At 65.0% G+C, this 18723-nt stretch carries 17 protein-coding genes and 1 pseudogene; 6 read left to right on the top strand and 12 right to left on the bottom strand.

Annotation, left to right across the window (positions count from 1 at the left end; translation table 11 throughout):
- The first annotated feature begins 6 nt into the window (after positions 1-6).
- The 3 genes from B586_RS03190 to B586_RS03180 all read left to right on the top strand — a co-directional run bounded on the left by B586_RS03190 (position 7) and on the right by B586_RS03180 (position 4289).
- Positions 7-1512 (top strand): flavin-containing monooxygenase, encoded by a 1506-nt coding sequence (locus B586_RS03190; protein WP_054880702.1) that lies wholly within the window; start codon positions 7-9, stop codon positions 1510-1512.
- Positions 1499-2527, top strand: a complete 1029-nt coding sequence (locus B586_RS03185; protein WP_047313586.1) for an NAD(P)H-dependent glycerol-3-phosphate dehydrogenase — start codon at positions 1499-1501, stop codon at positions 2525-2527. The genes B586_RS03190 and B586_RS03185 overlap by 14 nt, the downstream gene beginning before the upstream one ends.
- A gap of 253 nt (positions 2528-2780) precedes the next feature.
- Positions 2781-4289, top strand: coding sequence for a SulP family inorganic anion transporter (locus B586_RS03180; RefSeq protein WP_236971348.1), 1509 nt, complete (start codon positions 2781-2783; stop codon positions 4287-4289).
- Here B586_RS03180 and B586_RS03175 read toward each other — a convergent pair.
- The 3 genes and pseudogenes from B586_RS03175 to grcC1 all read right to left on the bottom strand — a co-directional run bounded on the left by B586_RS03175 (position 4254) and on the right by grcC1 (position 6764).
- Positions 4254-4609: pseudogene (locus tag B586_RS03175) on the bottom strand (type II toxin-antitoxin system HicB family antitoxin). The gene B586_RS03180 and the pseudogene B586_RS03175 overlap by 36 nt on opposite strands.
- Positions 4610-4798: 189 nt before the next feature.
- Positions 4799-5659, bottom strand: coding sequence for a zinc metalloprotease HtpX (gene htpX, locus B586_RS03170; protein ID WP_047313588.1), 861 nt, complete (start codon positions 5657-5659; stop codon positions 4799-4801).
- Positions 5660-5756: 97 nt separating this feature from the next.
- The gene (grcC1, locus tag B586_RS03165) at positions 5757-6764 is read right to left on the bottom strand and encodes a nonaprenyl/(2E,6E)-farnesyl/geranylgeranyl diphosphat synthase (protein WP_047313589.1); all 1008 of its coding nucleotides are present in this window, start codon (positions 6762-6764) and stop codon (positions 5757-5759) included.
- 15 nt (positions 6765-6779) lie between these two features.
- On the opposite strand from grcC1, the gene menJ reads away from it, so the two are divergent.
- The 3 genes from menJ to B586_RS03150 all read left to right on the top strand — a co-directional run bounded on the left by menJ (position 6780) and on the right by B586_RS03150 (position 9129).
- The gene (menJ, locus tag B586_RS03160) at positions 6780-8006 is read left to right on the top strand and encodes a menaquinone reductase (RefSeq protein WP_054880703.1); all 1227 of its coding nucleotides are present in this window, start codon (positions 6780-6782) and stop codon (positions 8004-8006) included.
- A gap of 69 nt (positions 8007-8075) precedes the next feature.
- Positions 8076-8762 (top strand): class I SAM-dependent methyltransferase, encoded by a 687-nt coding sequence (locus tag B586_RS03155; protein WP_054880704.1) that lies wholly within the window; start codon positions 8076-8078, stop codon positions 8760-8762.
- A gap of 28 nt (positions 8763-8790) precedes the next feature.
- Positions 8791-9129, top strand: a complete 339-nt coding sequence (locus B586_RS03150; RefSeq protein ID WP_047313592.1) for a DUF732 domain-containing protein — start codon at positions 8791-8793, stop codon at positions 9127-9129.
- A gap of 7 nt (positions 9130-9136) precedes the next feature.
- On the opposite strand, the gene B586_RS03145 is transcribed toward B586_RS03150, so the two are convergent.
- From B586_RS03145 to B586_RS03105, 9 genes are all read right to left on the bottom strand, one after another.
- Positions 9137-9838: a demethylmenaquinone methyltransferase gene (locus B586_RS03145; RefSeq protein WP_047313593.1), complete on the bottom strand. Its 702-nt coding sequence runs from the start codon at positions 9836-9838 to the stop codon at positions 9137-9139.
- A gap of 26 nt (positions 9839-9864) precedes the next feature.
- Positions 9865-10992 carry a glycosyltransferase family 4 protein gene (locus tag B586_RS03140; protein ID WP_054880705.1) on the bottom strand — a complete coding sequence of 376 codons (1128 nt, stop codon included), beginning with the start codon at positions 10990-10992 and terminating at the stop codon, positions 9865-9867.
- A gap of 79 nt (positions 10993-11071) precedes the next feature.
- Positions 11072-11599 carry a DUF3592 domain-containing protein gene (locus tag B586_RS03135; protein WP_047313595.1) on the bottom strand — a complete coding sequence of 176 codons (528 nt, stop codon included), beginning with the start codon at positions 11597-11599 and terminating at the stop codon, positions 11072-11074.
- A gap of 24 nt (positions 11600-11623) precedes the next feature.
- Positions 11624-13294: a 2-succinyl-5-enolpyruvyl-6-hydroxy-3-cyclohexene-1-carboxylic-acid synthase gene (gene menD, locus B586_RS03130; protein ID WP_054880706.1), complete on the bottom strand. Its 1671-nt coding sequence runs from the start codon at positions 13292-13294 to the stop codon at positions 11624-11626.
- Between the two features lie 149 nt (positions 13295-13443).
- Entirely contained in the window at positions 13444-14292 is an 849-nt protein-coding gene (locus B586_RS03125) for a coiled-coil domain-containing protein (RefSeq protein ID WP_047313597.1), read from the bottom strand.
- 98 nt (positions 14293-14390) lie between these two features.
- A complete protein-coding gene (locus tag B586_RS03120) occupies positions 14391-15161 on the bottom strand; it encodes a hypothetical protein (RefSeq protein ID WP_056936224.1) in 771 nt (256 codons plus the stop codon).
- Between the two features lie 156 nt (positions 15162-15317).
- Positions 15318-16106 carry an alpha/beta fold hydrolase gene (locus tag B586_RS03115; protein ID WP_047313786.1) on the bottom strand — a complete coding sequence of 263 codons (789 nt, stop codon included), beginning with the start codon at positions 16104-16106 and terminating at the stop codon, positions 15318-15320.
- A complete protein-coding gene (locus B586_RS03110) occupies positions 16069-17073 on the bottom strand; it encodes an o-succinylbenzoate synthase (RefSeq protein WP_054880708.1) in 1005 nt (334 codons plus the stop codon). Before B586_RS03110 ends, B586_RS03115 begins: the two co-directional genes overlap by 38 nt.
- Positions 17070-18674, bottom strand: a complete 1605-nt coding sequence (locus B586_RS03105; RefSeq protein ID WP_054880709.1) for an amidohydrolase — start codon at positions 18672-18674, stop codon at positions 17070-17072. Before B586_RS03105 ends, B586_RS03110 begins: the two co-directional genes overlap by 4 nt.
- Positions 18675-18723 lie beyond the last annotated feature (49 nt).

Raw genomic sequence — 18723 nt, 5'->3', positions numbered from 1 at the left:
TCGACCGTGACTTCCCAGGGAGCCGACGCCGACTACGTCGACGTGGTTATCGTCGGCGCCGGCATCTCCGGCCTCGATGCGGCCTATCGACTCACCGAGCGTAACCCGCACCTGACCTACACCATCGTGGAGCGGCGCGCGCGGATCGGCGGTACCTGGGATTTGTTCCGGTATCCCGGTGTGCGCTCCGACAGCAGTATCTTCACGCTGTCCTTTCCGTTCGAGCCGTGGACCCGCAGGGAAGCCGTCGCCGACGGTGCCCACATCCGCGAGTACCTGACCGCCACCGCGCGCAAGTACGGCATCGATCGCCACATCAGGTTCAACAGCTCCGTGTGCGCAGCGAACTGGGATTCGGCCACCGACACCTGGACGATCACCGTCGACGACTGCGGCAGACAGCAGCGTTTGTGCAGCCGGTTCGTGTTCTTCGGCAGCGGCTACTACGACTATGACGAGGGCTACACCCCTGATTTCCCCGGCATCGAGCAGTTCGGCGGCGCCGTCGTGCATCCGCAGCACTGGCCGGACGAGTTGGACTACACCGGCAAAAAGATGGTGGTAATCGGCAGCGGCGCCACCGCGGTCACGCTAATCCCCTCGCTCACCGACCGCGCCGAAAAGGTGACCATGCTGCAACGCTCACCGACCTACCTGATGTCGGCGTCCAAATACAGCAAGTTCGCCTTTGTCTCTCGTAAAATGTTGCCCCGCAGAGCTTCCCATTCGATCATCCGGATGTACAACGCGTTACAAGAGGCGGTGCTGTGGTTCATCTCCCGCAAAACGCCGGCGGTGGTGAAGTGGATAGCACGACGCACGGCGGTCAACAACCTGCCCGACGGCTACGACGTCGACACGCACTTCAAGCCGCGGTACCAACCGTGGGATCAGCGGATGTGCCTGATCCCCGACGCCGACCTCTACCTCGCCATCGCTGCGGGCCGCGTGGAGGTAGTCACCGATCACATCGACCATTTCGACACCACCGGTATCGCACTGCAGTCCGGCGGGCATCTCGACGCCGACATCATCATCACCGCCACTGGGCTGCAGTTGCAGGCGTTTGGCGGCGCCGCGATCAGCCTGGACGGCATCAAGATCAATCCCTGTGACCGCTTCGTCTACAAGGCTCACATGCTCGAAGATGTGCCCAACCTGTTCTGGTGTGTGGGCTACACGAACGCGTCCTGGACGCTACGCGCCGACATGACAGCCCGAGCCGCAGCAAAACTCTTGGCGCACATGGATTCTCACGGCTACACTCACGCCTACCCACACCGAGATGCCGATCCCATGGCCGAAAAGCCGTCCTGGGACATTAAGGCCGGCTACGTACTGCGATCGCTGCACGCGCTGCCCAAGTCAGGCACGAAACGGCCGTGGAATGTCCGGCAGAACTACTTCGCCGACGCCATCGATTACCGATTCGACCGCATCGAGGAGGCGATGGTGTTCGGCTTCCCAAAGGTCAAGAGTCGGCAATACGCTAAACCCCATGCCCGTGGCTGAGCAGCGCGAACCCAAAGTCGTTGTCTTCGGTGGCGGCTCGTGGGGCACCACCGTGGCGTCAATCTGCGCGCGCCGCGGACCGACGCTGCAATGGGTGCGCTCGGAGGTGACGGCCAAGGACATCAACGAGCAGCACCGCAACAGCCGCTACCTCGGAAACGACGTCGTCCTGAGCGACACCCTGCGCGCCACCACCGACTTCGCGGAGGCCGCCCGCTGCGCCGACGTCGTCGTCATGGGCGTGCCCTCACATGGTTTCCGAGGCGTACTCACCGAACTAGCCAAGGAACTGCGGCCGTGGGTGCCGGTGGTGTCGCTGGTCAAAGGGCTCGAGCAGGGCACCAACATGCGAATGTCACAGATCGTCGAGGAGGTACTGCCCGGCCATCCGGCGGGAATCCTGGCCGGACCGAACATCGCCCGCGAGGTGGCCGAGGGGTACGCCGCCGCGGCGGTCCTGGCGATGCCCGACCAACATCTGGCGACCCGGCTGGCGGCGTTGTTCCGGACCCGGCGCTTCCGCGTCTATACGACCGACGACGTCATCGGCGTCGAGGTGGCGGGCGCGCTGAAGAACGTCTTCGCCATCGCCGTCGGGATGGGTTACTCACTGGGCATCGGGGAAAACACCCGCGCGCTGGTGATCGCCCGCGCGCTGCGCGAGATGACGAAGCTAGGCGTGGCCTTGGGCGGGCGCAGCGAAACCTTTCCCGGCCTGGCCGGTCTGGGTGACCTCATCGTCACCTGCACCAGTCAGCGCAGCCGCAACCGCCACGTCGGTGAACAACTGGGCGCGGGCAAGCCGATCGACGAGATCATCGCCTCGATGAACCAAGTCGCCGAGGGAGTCAAGGCCGCCAGCGTGGTCATGGAGTTCGCCACAGAGTTCGGGCTCAGCATGCCGATCGCCCGCGAAGTCGACGCGGTGATCAACCACGCCTCGACCGTCGAGCAAGCCTATAGCGGCCTGATCGCCGAGATCCCCGGCCACGAGGTGCACGGCTCAGGGTTCTAATCTCGCAACAATGGCCTCGTTGACCTGCAAAAATTTGGATTCGGTATGCAGGTGGCTCGTCAACTTGACCCACGCCCGGCCGCCCCAATACCGTCGAAGCTACCAGTAGCCAGCCATTCCGGCTCCGAACAACGGAGCTGGAGTGGTTGAACTTTGCCTGTGTGCAAGCACGTTGCGTAGCCGCTATGCAACGCCAATACGGGACGGGATATCGGAACGTCCCCCCGCTAAGACCTATCGAGGGAGCTACCGATTGCGATCCGTTATCCGGCATGAATTGCGATCCGTTATCCGGTATGACCTGCCCGCGTCACTCGTGGTGTTCCTGGTGGCGCTCCCGTTGTCGCTGGGCATCGCGATCGCCTCGGACGCACCGGTGCTCGCCGGTCTGATCGCCGCCATCGTCGGCGGGATCGTCGCCGGAGCCGTGGGTGGATCACCGCTGCAGGTCAGCGGTCCTGCGGCCGGGCTGACGGTCGTCGTAGCCGAGCTGATCTCCGACTTCGGTTGGGCAGTAACCTGTTTAATCACCTTGGCCGCGGGTGCTCTGCAAGTGCTGCTGGGGCTTAGCCGCGTTGCGCGAGCCGCACTGGCGATCTCGCCCGTCGTCGTGCACGCCATGTTGGCCGGCATCGGCATCACCATCGCACTTCAACAGGCCCACGTGCTGCTCGGCGGAAAGTCGAAAAGCACCGCTTGGCACAACGCCATTGGCTTGCCAGGTCAGATCCTGGGCGCGCACCGGCCCGGGGTCATTCTTGGCGTACTCGTGATCGCCATCCTGATCGCCTGGCGGTGGGTTCCGGCCCGAGTGGCCCGGATCCCCGGCCCGCTGGTCGCCATCGTGGGGGTGACGCTGGTCTCGGTGATATTCCCGTTCCACGTGTCCCGAGTCAAGGTCGACGGGTCACCGTTGGATGCCTTGCAGCTGCCGGCGCTTCCCGACGGTAACTGGGGTGCCGTGGCGTTAGGCGTGATCACGGTCGCGCTCATCGCCAGCGTCGAGAGCCTGCTGTCGGCGGTGTCAGTCGACAGGATGCACAGCGGGGCACGCACCGACTTCAACCGCGAGCTGATCGGACAGGGCGCTGCCAACATGGTGTCCGGGGCGATCGGCGGGCTTCCCATCACCGGGGTAATCGTGCGCAGCTCAACCAATGTCATTGCGGGCGCGAAAACCCGCGCCTCGGCGATCATGCACGGACTTTGGATCCTGCTCTTCACAATTCCGTTTGCGGGGCTGGTCAACCAGATCCCGTCCGCAGCGCTTGCCGGACTACTCATCGTCGTCGGAATTCAGCTGCTGAAGCCAGCTCATATCGAAACCGCCCTGCGGAACGGGGATCTCGCCGTCTACCTGGTGACCGCCGTCTGTGTGGTGTTTCTCAATCTCTTGCACGGCGTAATGATCGGACTCGCCGTCGCCATCGCGTTGACCGGATGGCGGGTGATCCGAGCCAAGGTCGAGGCCCAGCCCGTTGGTGACGAGTGGCACGTCCTGGTCGCGGGAGCGTGCACCTTCCTGGCGTTGCCCCGGCTCACCCGGGTGCTAGCTTCTATCCCTCCCCGCACGCGGGTCACGGTCGACATTTCAGTCAACTACCTCGACCACGCCGCGCATCAGGCGATTCACGACTGGCAGCGACAGCATCACGCCACCGGCGGGACGGTTCAGATCAACGGCATGCTCGAGACGGGTCACCTGGCTCGCCGCACCGTGAGTGGCCTAATCGGACCCGAACGGCCAGAGGCCGCTGCGTAGTTCCCGCCCACTGAGCTTCTGAACCACCCACTGATTGAGCGACACACGCTGCTCAGCAGCTTCGAGGGCAAGGCGTGCATGCAACGCCGGTGACGTCCTGACGACGAACGTGCCGCGGTAATTGCGCTCGGTCAATGGTGTGGGCGCTGTTTCACCACACACTTGCATATCAGCGACCAGCTGGTCGACCGCCTCAGCGATACTGGCGATGGCTTGGTGGGCGGTCCGGGCCCGCCGCACTAGCGATGGCAGCTCGATGCAAAGTGCGACGTATTCGTGCCGTCAGGCGACCATTCGGCACGGTAGGTATAGCGGTTCACGCCGGATTTGATAGCACATGTGATATCGATTGCGACATTCACTCATACACTGCGCGGCCATTAGCGCGAGGGGTTAGGGCGACCGCGGGAATCGATATCACATGCGATATCAAATCGGCGAAGCCACGCATGGTTCTGACCCGAGGGTCAGTCAACATCGATACGGGATGCAGGCACTCGGCACCGTTCTTATCGCCCAGCCATCGCTTCTAGCCGGCGAATGCGGTCCTCGATCGGCGGGTGCGTCGAAAACAGCGATCCGATCCGCTCGCCGGCACGAAACGGGTTGGCGATCATCAGGTGCGCCTGGCTGGCCAGCTGCGGCTCCGGAGGCAACGGCGCTGCCTGCACGCCGCTGGAGATCTTGCGTAACGCCGACGCCAGGGCCAGCGGGTCGCCGGTGAGCACAGCGCCCGATTCATCGGCTTGGTACTCCCGCGATCGCGATACCGCTAGCCGCACCACCGTCGCGGCGATCGGGCCCAGCAATGAAACCAACAGCAGCGCAAAAGGATTCTCCCCGTCCCGGTTGCCGCCAAACATGCCCGCCCACATGGCCATGTTGGCCAGCGCGGTAATCACGCCGGCCAACGCGCCGGCCACACAGGAGATCAGGATGTCGCGGTTGTACACGTGCGAAAGTTCATGCCCTAGCACAGCGCGCAGCTCGCGCTCGTTGAGGATCTCCAGGATGCCGGTGGTGCAGCACACCGCGGCGTTGCGCGGATTGCGGCCGGTAGCGAACGCGTTGGGCGCGTTCGTGTCACTGATGTAGAGCCGCGGCATCGGCTGGTGCGCTCCGGTGGCCAGCTCGCGCACGATCCGGTACATCGCCGGTGCTTGAACCTCCGAAACCGGTTGCGCATGCATCGCGCGCAACGCGAGCTTGTCACTGTTGTAATACGTGTAGACGTTGATTCCCACAGCGAACAGGGCCGCAAAGAAAAGCGCCGTCCTACCGAACATCGCGCCGACGGCCACGATCAATGTGGACATACCGACCAACAGGACGAAGGTCTTCAACCTGTTGGCTTGGGGATGCCAGGTCATCAGTGTCCTCCTAGCAACACGCGGTTCTTGCTGACTACTAACAAATTCAACGCCCACGACGACCCTGCGGGTTCCGCGACCCGGGGGTTGCCCGCTACTAACCGTGCCGGTTAGTCGTGTAGTCGACCAGCGCCGCCAACGCATCCCGACCGGGGCCGTCGGGCAGCAGCGCCAGCTCGCCACCGGCCTGCGCCGCGTACTGCGCCAGGACTTGCTTGGCCTTCGCCATCCCCGGCGACGCCCGCAACAGCGCTAGCGCCTCGACTACCTCTGCGTCGTTGTCGACGGGTCCGGCCAGCAGCGCGCGCAGCCGCTCGCTGTCGGGCCCGGTCTCGCGCAGCGCATAGAGCATCGGCAAGGTGCGCACGCCTTCACGCACATCGGTGCCGGGAAGCTTGCCGGACTTGGTGCTGTCGCTGTCGATATCGATGATGTCGTCAGCGATCTGAAACGCGGTGCCGACAATGCCCCCGAGCCGGCTCAGCCGCTCGACCTGCTCGGCGTGTGCGCCGGCGAACAAACCACCGAGCCGGCCGGCCGAGCCGATTAGGCAGCCCGTCTTTTCGTACACCACCTTCAGGTACTGCTCGATCGAACCTGCATCTTCTGGAACGCCGCGGGTTTCGCGCATCTGCCCGGTCACCAGCTGAGCAAACGTGTCAGCGATTATCCGCACGGCATCCGGTCCAAGCTGCGATACCAGCCGCGACGCCGTGGCAAACAGATAATCGCCGGCGAGGATGGCGACGCTGTTGCTCCAGCGCAGGTTGGCACTGGGCGCACCGCGCCGGACCTCGGCCTCGTCCATCACGTCATCGTGGTACAGCGAGGCTAGGTGGACCAGCTCGATGACCGCGCCGGCGACTATTACCTCGGGAGCGTCGGGCCGGGGTCCGATCTGGGCGGACAGCACCGTGAACAGCGGCCGGAATCGCTTACCACCGGCCGCGAACAGGTGCAGCACCGACTCAGCCATCACCTCGTCGGCGCCGCGCAGTTCGGCGTCCATGAGCTGCTCGATCCGCGCCACACCGTCTTGCACGGTCGCCGCGAATGCGGCGTCGCCGAAATTGATGCCAGCTACCACCGTCGGCGGAGTCGTCATCCGACCAACATACTAGTGAGCGTGGAGACCAGCGCAGACGTGGTAGTGGTGGGCGCCGGGCCAGCGGGGTCCGCGGCGGCCGCCTGGGCGGCCCGCGCCGGCAACGACGTAGTCGTCATCGACTCGGCCAGCTTCCCTCGAGACAAGGCCTGCGGTGACGGGTTGACACCGCGTGCGGTCGCCGAACTGGAACGGCTAGGGCTGGGCGACTGGCTAAATACCCGCATCCGACATCGCGGCCTGCGAATGAGCGGCTTCGGTGGCGAAGTGGAAGTGAACTGGCCCGGCCCGTCGTTCCCGTCGACCGGCAGCGCGGTGGCGCGCCTGGAATTAGATGACCGGATCCGTAAGGTCGCCGAGGACTCCGGGGCCCGCATGCTGCTCGGGACCAAAGCCGTTTCAGTTCACCATGATTCATCGAGACGGGCTGCATCGGTGACGTTGGCTGACGGCACCGAGGTCGGCTGCCGTCAGCTGGTTGTTGCCGACGGGGCCCGGTCTCCGCTGGGCCGCAAGCTAGGCCGGCGCTGGCATCAACAGACGGTGTACGGCGTCGCCGCCCGAGGGTACCTGACCACTGAACGCAGCGACGACCCCTGGCTAACGTCGCATCTGGAACTGCGTTCTCGCGACGGAGCCATGCTGCCTGGCTACGGCTGGATTTTCCCGCTGGGCAACGGCGAGGTGAATATCGGCATAGGAGCGTTGTCGACGTCAAAGCGGCCAGCCGACCTGGCGCTGCGACCGCTGATCTCGTATTACACGGATCTGCGCCGCGACGAGTGGGGCTTTTCCGGCCAACCGCGGGCGGTGTCGTCGGCGTTGCTGCCGATGGGTGGCGCGGTTTCCGGGGTGGCGGGGCCAAACTGGATGCTCATCGGCGACGCCGCAGCGTGCGTCAACCCGCTCAACGGCGAAGGTATTGACTACGGCCTAGAAACGGGCCGGCTGGCCGCCGAGCTGCTGGACTTGCGCGATGTGTCGCACGTGTGGCCGTCGCTGCTGCAGCAGCATTACGGCCGCGGATTTTCGGTCGCGCGCCGGCTGGCGTTGTTGCTGACCTTCCAACGGTTCCTGCCCGCGACCGGCCCGAGAGCGATGCGCTCTACCGCACTGATGACGATCGCCGTGCGGGTGATGGCCAATCTGGTCACCGATGACGACGCCGACTGGGTAGCGCGGGTGTGGCGAAGCGGCGGGCGGGCATCACGGCTCATCGATCGCCGACCACCGTTCAGCTAGCCCAGTTTTGCCCCCTCCCGCAATATCAACTTCCTTGACATATATCAGGGCGGTTGATATACCTGAGTCATGACCAAACCGCTTGATTTTGAGTTCGAATCGGCCTACCGCGGCAAATCCGCCCAGTTCGGGGACGGCGCCCGGCCGCCATGGAGCATCGGCGCACCACAACCCGAACTAACCGCCCTGATCGAGCAGGGCAAGTTTCACGGCGACGTCCTTGATGTGGGCTGCGGGGAAGCGGCCATCTCGATGACCCTGGCCGAGCGGGGCCACGCCACGCTGGGACTCGACCTGTCGCCCACCGCCATCGAGCTAGCGCGACGCGAGGCCGGGCGGCGAGGCCTGGCCACGGCTCGCTTCGAGGTGGCCGACATCAGCGATTTCACCGGCTACCCACCAGGATCAGCCGGCCGGTTCGGCACCATCGTGGACAGCACGCTATTCCACTCGATCCCGGTCGAGGCGCGTGAGGGCTACCAGCAGTCGATTCGCCGCGCCGCAGCACCGGGTGCGTCCTACTTTGCGCTGGTCTTTGACAAGGCGGCGGTACCCGAAGGCCCGATCAACGCGGTGACCGAGGACGAGCTGCGCCAGGTGGTGTCCAAGTACTGGGTCGTCGACGAGATCAGGCCGGCCCGTCTGTACGCCAAAGCGCCGAAGGACTTTTTCGGGATGCCCGGCGTCGAGCTGCGTGACGAACCCAACGGGCTAGTGTCGATCGGCGGCTGGCTGTTATCAGCGCACCTGGGCTGAGGATGCGGTCGGGTGTATAGTCCGGCTAATGAAGGGCACTAGCCTCGCCGTTAGCGTGGCGATGGCGGCGGCCGCCCTGGCACTGGCCGCACCGGCACGGGCCGACGACTACGACGCCCCGTTCAACGCCCAGCTTCGCAGCTACGGCATTTACGGCTCGCAGGACTACAACGCGTGGCTGGGCAAGATCACCTGCCAGCGACTGGCCAAGGGCGTAGACGGGGATGCTTATAAGTCGGCCACCTTCATCCAGCGCAACCTGCCGCTACACACCACCGAGGGGCAATCGTTGCAATTCCTGGGCGCCGCGATCGACCACTACTGCCCTGACCAAGTAGGTGTCCTGCAACGGGCCGGCGCTCGCTAGGTTTTCCTTAGTCGGCTGGCAGCACCGGCTTCTCTGCGGCGTGCAACGCTACGATGCCGCCGGTGAGGTTACGCCAGCGTGGTGTTGCCCAACCGGCCCGCAACATCTGGCCGGCCAGCGTCGCCTGATCGGGCCAGGCTCGGATGGACTCCGCTAGGTAGACGTAGGCATCGGGATTACTAGACACCACTCGCGCCACTTGCGGCAGCGCCCGCATCAGGTATTCCTTGTAGACGGTGGCGACCAGCGCATTGGTAGGTGTGGAGAATTCGCACACCACTAATCGACCGCCGGGCCGGGTGACGCGGGCCATCTCGCGCAGCGCCGCCTGATGGTCGGCGACATTGCGCAACCCGAAACTGATAGTGACCGCATCGAATACGCCGTCGCCAAAGGGCAGCTGGGTGGCATCTCCGGCCACCTTCGGCACCTTCCGCGCACCGCCGGCCGCGAGCATCCCGACCGAAAAGTCCGCGGCCACACACCAGGCGCCGGATTTCCTCAGCTCCGCTGTGGACACCGCTGTGCCTGCGGCCAGGTCCAGCACTTTGTGTCCGGGCCCAATCCGCAGCGCCGACCGGGTGGCTCGCCGCCAGTACCGATCCTGCCCCAGCGACAGCACGGTGTTGGCTAGGTCGTATCGGCGGGCGACGCCGTCGAACATCGCGGCGACGTCGCGGGGGTGCTTGTCCAGGGCGGCGCGACTCACGACGTCGACGCTACCGGGCGCTAGATCTAGGCAGCCTGAGCCCCGCTCCTACCTCGTACCGCCTGGTAATGGCCGAGCAGCTCATCACAGATGACCGGCCAGCTGCGATGCAGCACACTACGCCGGGCGGCTGGTGAGTAGCGGTGGCGTTCAGCGACCAGATAGGCAACAGCGGTGGGCAACCGTGCCTCGAACTCTCCGACGGGCAGCAGCAGTCCGGTGCGGCACGGGGTGACCAGGTCGCGTGGCCCACCGGCGTCGGGGGCAATCACCGGCAGCCCTGACGCCAGCGCTTCCTGCACAACTTGGCAAAACGTCTCGTGCTCACCGGTATGCACGAAGACATCCATGCTGGCATACGCAGCGGCGAGCTCCCCGCCATACAACGCACCCGTGAAAACCGCTGTGGGCATTGCGGATTGCAGTTTGCGCTGATCGAGGCCGTCGCCGACGATGACGAGCGCCACGGTGTCGCTGGCAGCCAGCGCGATGAGCCGTTCAACATGCTTTTCCGGCGCGAGCCGGCCCACAAAGCCGACGATGGGCTTGCCGTGCGGCGACCAACGCCGCCTGAGCTCCTCGTTGCGCGCCGACGGCGCGAACCGTAGCATGTCAACTCCGCGCGCCCACCGATATACCCGCGGAATACGATGGGCAACAAGGGATTCCATCGTAGCAGTGGACGGCGCCAGGGTGCGGTCGGCGAGGCTGTGCAGGTGGCGGAACCACGCCCACGCCGCCCGTGTCGTGATCGGAATGCCGTAACTCGATGCGAAACCCGGAACGTCGGTTTGGTATACCGCGACTGTCGGCACACCAAGGCGGCGAGCGGCCCGCACTCCGCCATATCCGAGCAGCGCCGGCGACGCCAGATGCACCACGTCCGGATCGAATCCGCGCATCACGCTGACCAGTCGTGGCGTCGGCAGACCAAGCGGCAACGTGGTTACCTTCGGAAACATTCGTGACGGCACCCGGTGCACCCGGATGCCGTCGTGAATTCGCTCTGCGCGGGGTTCACCCGGCGCCGTATCGGGTGCGATCACCAGAGCTTCATGCCCGGTTCGACGCAAATGCTCGAGAATCCGAATCACTGAGTTGCTGACACCGTTGACATGCGGGAGGAACGACTCGGCGATAACCGCAACGCGCACGCCACTACAGTGGCAGTGCCGGCTGTCGACAAGGTTGCCTACCGGCATACGTCATGCGAAATCTGCTGGTTGGCGCGCCTTAGGAAGCCGGTTGGCTCGGCATGTCGCTCGATTCGGCGTGCCGGTCCAACCGCTTGTCCAGCACCGCCAAAGCCACCAGCACAACAGTCGCGGCCAGCCAGCACACTACCGCGATAGACCCCGCCGGGATGATCGCTAGTCCGGCGTTGCGGTGCCGCACCCGGACCAGGTTCGGATCATTCCTGTTGTATTCAACGTAAATTCGCATGCCCGTGGACAATTCAGACGGATACAACACACCGAGTTCCGGGCGGTAAGTGACTCGCTCGGGGGTGACGAACTCGATCGTGGAGCGTCGCGGCCCGGCGCTGAGTACCTCCGCTTGCGCGACCCCCATATTGTGTTGGATCGCCAGGTCGTTGCGCCAAGCGCCGGCCACGAGCAGCACCGATTGCAGCGTGATCAAACCGGTCACAATCAGCACCGCAATCCGCACCCATCGCAGAACAACTCTGGCCCGAGTGTTCGGCGGTTCGTCGCTGCGTCCGCGAATAAGGATGCGCAGCAACGATTTCGGCAATATCACGGTTGACGATACCTCATAGCAACCTCATAATGCCGCTTTGATTGCGGCGTGTAGCTGTCGCAGCGAAGACCGGTCGGCCTTGACTTCCAGCACGCGCATGCCGGCACCGGGTTCGTCGAGGGCCGCCCGCAGCTCGTCGACCTCGATCTGTCGGCTTTCCACGTGGTACGCACGACACAACGCACCCACGTCGACGTCGTGCGGAGTACCGAAGATTCGCGACGACACAGCAGAGAACCTCGGGTCACCTTGCTCGAGCAGTTCGAAGATGCCGCCGCCGTTGTCGTTGGACACCACGATCGTCAGCTGCCGCGGTGTGGGTTCGGTGGGACCGATCAACAGCCCTGAGCTGTCATGGACGAACGTCAGGTCGCCGATCAGCGCGACGGTACGGGCCGGGCGGTCTGTGCTGGCGGTGCCTCCGGGGGACCGCTCATATGCCAGCGCCGCCCCGATCGCGGTGGATACGGTGCCGTCGATGCCAGCAACGCCGCGGTTGGACCGCACCTGGATACCGTCAGTGGACAAACCAACCAACGCCATGTCGCGCACCGGGTTGGACGCCCCCAGCACCAGTTGGTCACCAGGCCGTAGCGCATCTGCTACGGCCGCGGCGACATGTAGGCCCGTGGTTAACGGGTGCGCCGCGAGCTGGCCGTGCACCGCCGAGATCGCGTGCCGGTTCATCTCCGCACAGCGCTGCAGCCAGGCCGGGTGCGGTGTCCCGGTGGTTACCGCCCGAGTACCAGTGGCCTGCGAATTGCCCGAGACGTCCGGCCAGCGTGGCCCGGTGGTCAGCGCGTACACCGGCACTTGCGGGTCGGCCAGCAGCGCTGACACCGGGCGATGCAGTGTCGGGCGACCGAGCATGATCACCTGCTTCGGGTGCAGCAGCGGCAGTGCTAGGGGGTGCAACGGGTACGGCCGGTACGGCCCAAATGGCGCGGTCGGCTCAGCAACGATCGGCAGTTCCGCCAGGTTGGGGTGTACGCCCGCGCCGTGCCCGGCGATGACGACGGTGTCGGCCGACAGGTCGATTTCCAGCGGCTGGTCAAACGTCACCGGCGGTGTGTAGGTCCACGGCTTTCCGCCGGGCCGGCCCTGCAGTGCAACGGCGCCGTGGGGTTCAGGATCGGGTACCAAAGGCTCGCGCAGCGGGATGTCGAACTGTACGGGGCCGGCATTGGCGGTGCGAGAACCGGTGGCAGCCACCAATACTCGGCAGGTGGCCGATCGCCAGGTCGCGTTGAACGAATCCAGCCGCTCCGGCGCGTCCTCTGCTAGGCCCAGGCTGATGGTGGCACGAACTTGGGTGCCGAAGTAGCCCAGCTGCTCCATGGTCTGGTTGGCCCCGGTGCCAAGCAATTCATAGGGCCGGTTGGCCGACAGCACGATCAGCGGCACCCGGGCGTAGTTGGCCTCGACCACCGCTGGACCAAGGTTGGCCACGGCAGTGCCCGAGGTCATCGCGACACACACCGGCGCGCCCGCAGCAACCGCCAGCCCGATGGCCAGATACCCGGCGGTGCGCTCGTCGATGCGGACGTGCAGCCGGATCCGGCCGGCACAGTCGGCGTCTTGCAGCGCGAATGCCAGCGGAGCGCTTCGCGACCCGGGGCACAGCACCACATCGCGGACGCCGCCGCGGATCAGCTCGTCAACGACGACGCGGGCCTGTGTCGTCGAGGGGTTCACCCGTATAGGGTGTCATAGCCCGCCGACGATGCGGCCGGCGCGGCCGATGAGGAGGCGGGCCATCAGACCACAACCCGCCGACGATGCGGCCGGCGCGGCCGGTGAGGAGGCGGGCCATCAGACCACAACCCGCCGACGATGCCGCCGAGCTAAGCCTCCTCACCCACCGCGGGGGGCTTGACAACGGTGATCCGGTCGCGGCGGACAGCGGTCTCGATCCGGCTCTGAATCTCGCCCAGTGCCGCGACGACGTCCCCGCGTACCTTGAGCAGGTCCTTGACATGGGCCTCGGCGCGTTCCTTGACCAATTGCGCATCGCGCTCGGCGGCGGCGACCATGCCAGCCGCCTTGAGTCGGCTCTCCTCCTCGCAGGCGGCGATCTGGGTCTCGGCCTGCTCCCAGCGTGACTTGATCTGCTGGTCCAGTCGATGCTGCGCTTCGCGGCGGCGGCGTTCGTCCTCGTCGGCCAGGCGCAGCTGCATTTCACGGCGCCGCCGCTCGGCCTCCGCGGCTTCCTCAGCCAGGCGGGCGCGCTCGTTATGAGCGGCCTGCAACACTTCTTCGGCCTCGGCCTTCGCCTCGGCGAGAATTTGCTCGCGGCGGGCGGCGGCGGAAGCCTGGAGTTCGGCCAGTACGGCGCTAGCGGTGGCACGGTCCTGACGTGCCGCTTCAACCTCGTCGCGCAACTCACGAGTCAGTGAATCGGCCTCTTCGCGTGCCATCGCCTTGGTGCGACGGGCCTCATCGGAGGCGACGCGCATCATGCGAGCAATGCGCTCCGACATCCCTTCGACCGAATCGATCGGCCCGGAAAGACGCTCGATATCGCCGTGCAGCTTCGTGATCTCGTCGTTGAGTCGTTCGCGGTCGGCCAGGGCGTGAGACGCGTCGTTTTGGAGCGACTCCATCTCACTGTGGATACGCAGGATGTACTCAGTGACCTGAGCACGATCGAGACCGCGTCTTTGCGTCTCGAACGTTGGGATTGGCCTTGCCATCTGGGCTTCTCCTAATAACTAGAGAAATTACATTCCGCGCATAACATTTTCGCCGTCGGAAAGGTAGCCGACCAGGGCTCTAATGCAAATATTTCGAACTACCCAACATTGCCAAGCGACTCCTGAGGCGGATCAATATCAGGAGCCGAATGCGCACCATAGGAGAGCGATGGGTCCAAGGGAACCGGAGCAAAGGAAATAATCTGGGCCGGATCAATTTCCCGCACGGGGCGCTCCAGCGCGGTAAACCTGTCGTAGAAAGACTTCAGTTGCGCAATGGTTTTCACTCGCACCTGTTTGAGTTCGTCCAACTTGGCCTGCGCCGCTGCAATCTGTGTGTCAACGTTACGCTGCACGCGGGCCAACACTTCTGCGGCCAGGCTCTCGGCCTCGGCGATAATTTTGGCGCCCTCCAGGGTGGCCTGCTCCCGTAGCTGAGTAATGTCAGCCCGTACCTGGTTACTCTGCGCTAGCAGGTCGGCCCACAGCTTGGCTGCTGACTGATACTCCAGCTTGGCGTCGGCGATGATTTCAGCGGCGCGCCGCTCCGCTTCGACGCGAGTGGTTTCGGCGAACTGATGCGCCTCGGCCCGAATCGCTTCCGCCTCCACCGTGGCGGTGTTCAAGACCGCGCAGAGTCGATCACCCAGGTGCTCGACGTCGGCAGGGATTTCGGCCGCCTCTTGGTGGAAGCGCAACGACATCGACTCCAGCTCGGCCTGTGACCTGTTCAGCTGCTCACCGAGGTCCGCGATCCGCGAATCACCTCGACGGGCCAGTTCCCGTAGGTCGCTGAGCTGCTGGTCTTGGCCCGCCACGAGCAATGACAACCGCTCCACTTCAAAGCTCGACTCCACGTCAAAGCTCACACGCTTCACCCTTCCGCCCATGCGGGTACCCGTCGCTCTCGATCACAGCGGCACTGTACTTCAGTAATACCGATTTAAGGAAACTCTAAATGTACAAGAAATGTACAAGCGGTCTGATTCAGGCTGGTAAGCGATGGTTTGTGACGTTTAGGGCCACTAGCCTGTGACGCTGTCGAAGAACTGCAGCGCCGCGGCGTTGACGGCCTCCGGACGCTCGAAGAACCCGAGATGACCGGCGTCTGGTATCTGCAGGTAGCGGCCGTTGGGCAGGGCATCGGCGACCTCTCGTCCCAAAGACGGTGGTGTCACCACGTCTTCGGCGAAGCCAATCACCAACACCGGCGCGGCGATGCTTCGGTAGGCCGGTAACCGGTTGTCCTGCGGGGCGACATCCGTTTGGCAACGCAGTCCTGGGGTGGACTTGAGCGGCCACATGTTAAACATGGCGATCCAGTCGGCTACGGCCACGTCATCATTGAGCGTCTTGCGTGAAAAGTTTTCCAGCAAGCGAACTTTCGCATCGTAACCGGATGGCAGTTGGATACCGGAGTCATGGAACTCGGCTTCGACATCGTGAAAGAACTGGCGGGTGCGGTCCAGCCGGCCACGGGTCGCCATCAGCACGGCAGCGCTGACCAGTTCGGGCCGGGCCACCATGAGCTCCTGGGCGATGAATGAGCCCATCGATACCCCAACGATGCGCGCCGGGGCTGCGCCTAGGGATTCGATCAGTGCCGCGGTGTCAGCGACCATGGTTTGCGTCGTGAAACCTTCGGCGTTTTCGGTGGCACCGATTCCGCGATTGTCGAAGGTGATGACGCGATAGCCGGCCGCCAGAAATGCCGGAACTTGATGCGGTTGCCAGGTGCGTCCTGCACCGCCGCGGCCCGCAATGAAAACAACGGGTTCACCGGTCCCGCGGTCCTCGTAAGCAAGATTGATCACCTGCACACGGTACAAGCAGCGGATAGCAGGCCTTGACCCGGTCGATCCACCACTGCCGTCGCGTGGGCGCCGCGCCCAGCGCCTGCAGCCGCGCCGGGTCAGGGATTACCGGTCCGACCGGCAGCAAGCCATCGACGGGCTCGGCGACGTCTGCCACGTCTTCTAAGAACAGCCTGCCGGTGCCCAGCCCGCAGGCGTGGCCGAGTTCGGGTAAGGCCGCGGCGGCGGTCAAGCCGGTGGCGATCCCGACCGCCGAATCGAGCGCGCTGGACACCACCACCGGGATGTCGATCTGCGCTGCGATAGTGAGCAACGCCGAAATTCCACCCAGCGGCGCCACTTTCAGCACCGCGACGTCGGCAGCGTGCGCGCGGACCACAGCCAATGGGTCGTCGGCCTTGCGGATGCTTTCGTCAGCGGCGATCGGCACGTCAACCCGGCGGCGCAGCTCGGCGAGTTCGTCGACGGTGGCACACGGTTGTTCGAGGTACTCCAGCGGGCCATCGGCGGTCAGAGCGACGGCCGCCTGGGCCGCTGCCTCGACGCTCCAGCCGCCGTTGGCGTCCACCCGCACGGTTTCCACCAGTTCCCGCACCGCGTTGACCCGGTCGACATCGTCGGCCAGATTCTGCCCGGGCTCGGCCACCTTCACCTTGGCGGTGCGCACGCCGGGAAATCGAGCAAGCACCTCGGGCACCTGGGCGGCGGTCACAGCGGGCACGGTGGCGTTGATCGGGATCCGGTCGCGGCGAGCCTTTGGCGGCTCGCGGTAGGCGGCGTCAATGCCCGCCGTCAGCCACGCGGAAGCCTCGGGGGGCTGATATTCAAGGAAGGCCCCGAATTCTCCCCATCCTGCTGGGCCGTCGATCAGCGCCACTTCGCGGGTGGTGATGCCGCGGAAGCGCACCCGCATCGGCAGGGCCACCACATGTAGGCGGTCCAACAGCTCGCTCAGCGTGGGGATCACTGCGGGTAGACCTGGCGACCCGCCAGAAACGTCGCACGCACCTCGAGATCCGCGATCCGCTCCGGTGGCACGGTACGCGGATCGGCCGACAGCACCACCATGTCGGCGTACTTGCCGACCTCCAGCGAGCCGATCACATCGTCGGCAAACAGCTGCCAGGCGGCGTCGATTGTCTGCGCGCGGATCGCCTGGTCGACCGTCAACCGCTCCTCCGGAGCCAGCACCCGGCCGCTCGGCGCGACCCGCGTCGCCGCCACGCTGATGTTGCGCAGCGGTTCTTCGGGTGTGACGGGCGGATCGTTGTGCAGCGAGATCCGCATACCGGTTGCAACCGCGGATCCCGCTGGCATCCAACGAGATCCGCGCTCCGGACCGAACAGGCCGTCGATAATGACGTCACCCCAGTAGTGGATCTGGTCGACGAACATGCTGCAGGTGACGCCCAGCCCGGCGGCACGCTGCAGTTGGTCGGGTCGGATGGCGCCGACATGCTCGAGGCGCAACCGATGGTCGGGACGCGGATGTCGGCGCAGCGCCTCCTCATACACATCGAGGATGGTGTCGACGCCGGCATCACCATGCACGTGACAGGCCAGCGGCCAACCCAACGGAAAGTAGGCGCCGACGATTTCGGTCAGCTGGTCGCGGGTGTAGTTGGCGTGTCCGCAAGAACCCGCCGGCACACCGATGGCGCGGGTCGCGGCGGTGTCCAAATACGGAAAAGACAGCGCGATGTTGCCAACCCATGGTGAACCGTCCACCCAGATCTTGATCCCCACCTGGCGCAGCATGTCGTCACCCTCGCCGGGGGTGGCGTCGGTGGACAGCTGCGGATTGGAGATTTCGTAGCTGCGCAGCCGGACCGTCAGCTCGCCGCGCAGTTGCTCAACCAGCGGCCGAAACACCGGATCGAAAGCCATCTCGGAACATGTGGTCAGCCCCGCACGATTGAGCCGGGCGCATTCGGCGCGCAGCATTGCCGGGTAATCGCTGGGTTCGATGGCACCGCCCAGCAGCGGAAACACCGCGCCGGTTTCCTCGGCCGTGCCGTCGAGTTCACCGTCGCCATCACGACCGTACTTGGCGCCCTTGGGATCCGGCGTGTCTGTGTTCAACCCGGCGCGCCGGGCGGCGTGCGAGTTGAAATAGGCCTTGTGCCCAGAGTTGTGGATGATCACCAACGGTCCGTCCGGCGCGATGTCGTCAAGCCAGCTCAACGTCGGCTGGGGCAGCCCGGGTTGCAGTAGTGGGTCCCAACCGATGAGATACGCCCCGGCCGCTCCCCTTGCGGCGGTCTCGCGGCGAACCGCCTCGACGACGTCATCAGCGTTGCGCATGGTGACCGGCCGTATGTCGACGATCCGGTCGGACAGCGCGACGGCCTCCATCAGCGGATGGCCATGTGCCTCAACGAATCCCGGCATGACACAGCCAGCACCAACATCGATGGTTACCGTGCCAGTACCGATGAACTTCGCGATCTCGGACCGGTTACCGACGGCGATGATCCGGCCGTCAGCAACGGCAAGCGCCTCGGCGGTAGGCCGCACGTCGTCGACGGTCAACACGTTTCCGGTAATGACGATATCCGCATCAGCCACGACACGAAATCCTAATGATCCGCGCCGACGACGATGCAGAGCGAAGCGA

The sequence above is a fragment of the Mycobacterium haemophilum DSM 44634 genome, assembly GCF_000340435.2.
Classification (GTDB): domain Bacteria; phylum Actinomycetota; class Actinomycetes; order Mycobacteriales; family Mycobacteriaceae; genus Mycobacterium; species Mycobacterium haemophilum.
This window is presented reverse-complemented; position numbering and strand designations above follow the sequence as displayed.